Origin of the sequence: Salinibacterium sp. (assembly GCF_031364185.1) — a bacterium.
GTDB lineage: Bacteria > Actinomycetota > Actinomycetes > Actinomycetales > Microbacteriaceae > Rhodoglobus.
The window spans coordinates 1-1,324 of the sequence record NZ_JANLVV010000187.1 but is presented as its reverse complement, the minus strand read 5'-3'; the positions used below and the strand labels follow the sequence as shown (position 1 = coordinate 1,324).

1 protein-coding gene is annotated in these 1,324 nt (G+C 66.6%); it reads right to left on the bottom strand.

Annotation, left to right across the window (positions count from 1 at the left end; translation table 11 throughout):
* Positions 1 to 50: 50 nt before the first annotated feature.
* Positions 51 to 1,324 (bottom strand): DUF222 domain-containing protein (locus RMN95_RS08175; RefSeq protein WP_309616440.1); only part of this gene is annotated, 1,274 nt, incomplete at its 5' end.

Genomic DNA, 1,324 nt, shown 5'->3' with positions numbered 1-1,324 from the left:
CCCGTCGAGTGATCTTCAGGGCAGGCGTGGTTCGGCACGGCTTGGCTCGGTCACGCGACGTGTGCCACTGGTGTGCGAGTGCGTGTGTGTGTCCAGTCGGGGATGCCTGGCCCGCGAACATATGGGAGTCCTGCGATCATCCGGTATTCCCATGGCCCAGTATCGACCTGTTGGTGGTGCCAGAAACACAGCAGCAGTCCGTTATCGAGCGCGGTGGGGCCGCCATCCCGGTCGGGGATGACGTGGTGGGCTTGGAGTGTGTAGTGGGGGCTGGTACATCCGGGGGTTACGCAGCCGGCCCCGTCGCGGGCGACCATCCCGAGCCTCTGCATCGGGGTGAAGCAGCGTTGTGGCGAGCTGATCGAAATGACTGCGCCATTGTCATCGACTGAGACCGCGCGGTAGCCTCCGGCGTCGACGAAGCGTTCAATGGTTCGCCGTGAGACGGGAAATGGTGAGCCTGCCATGGTGCCGATGGCATCTGAGTCGAGGCCGCCAGCATTCACCAGATCGGCGGCCGTCACTGTCACCAGCACGGTGACGGACTGCCCGTCGAGTCGGGGCGCCCCTTCTGCGGCGGCTGCTGCCAGGAGTATCTCGCCCAGAGCGTCGTGGCGACGCTGCCCGGGAGTGCGCATGTCAGCGATGCGTGAATCAGCGACGCGTGAATCAGGTGCCAGGGCCAGTCCATCGGCACTGATGAGGCCCGCATTGACATCGGCGAATCGGGGGGAGCGGCGGTGTGCCTCCAGCATCCCGGCGAGGAGTACTCCGATTTCGGGTAGCAGCCTGCCGTGTGCTGGCATGAGACCGTCTTCGTCGGCGGTGCCCAGGCGGAACTCGCGGCGTCGTGTTGCTCGTTCTTCGCGCGGCCGGGCACCGTCTGGGTCGGCGGCGGCGGTGACCTGCCGGATCTCTCCGGCAAGAAAATCTACGGATACCGCGGCAACCATGGGCTCGCCGCTGGCGCTGACGCCGGTGGCAAGGCCGACCATCACGGATTCGGCGATGTCAAGCACGTCGGCGGGTGTGCGCCCGGCGATGGACGCCAGCTCAGTCGTGATGAGGTTTGCGGCATCCAGGCCAAGCCGCCCGGCATCAAGGGCATCGCTCACACTGGGGCGAGCAGCAGCCACGACGGCGCCAGACAGCGCGGTGTCGTCACCCACGGCGTCCGCGATGCTCAGTCGGGCACGCGCGGATCTCTCAGAGATGCGAGCGACCGCGGCCACCGCTGCGGTCGGCGACGCATAGCCGAGTCGTTCCGCCAGCAGAGAGTTGTCTACCAGCGGCGCCAGTACGCGAACGCGGGCACAATCCATCA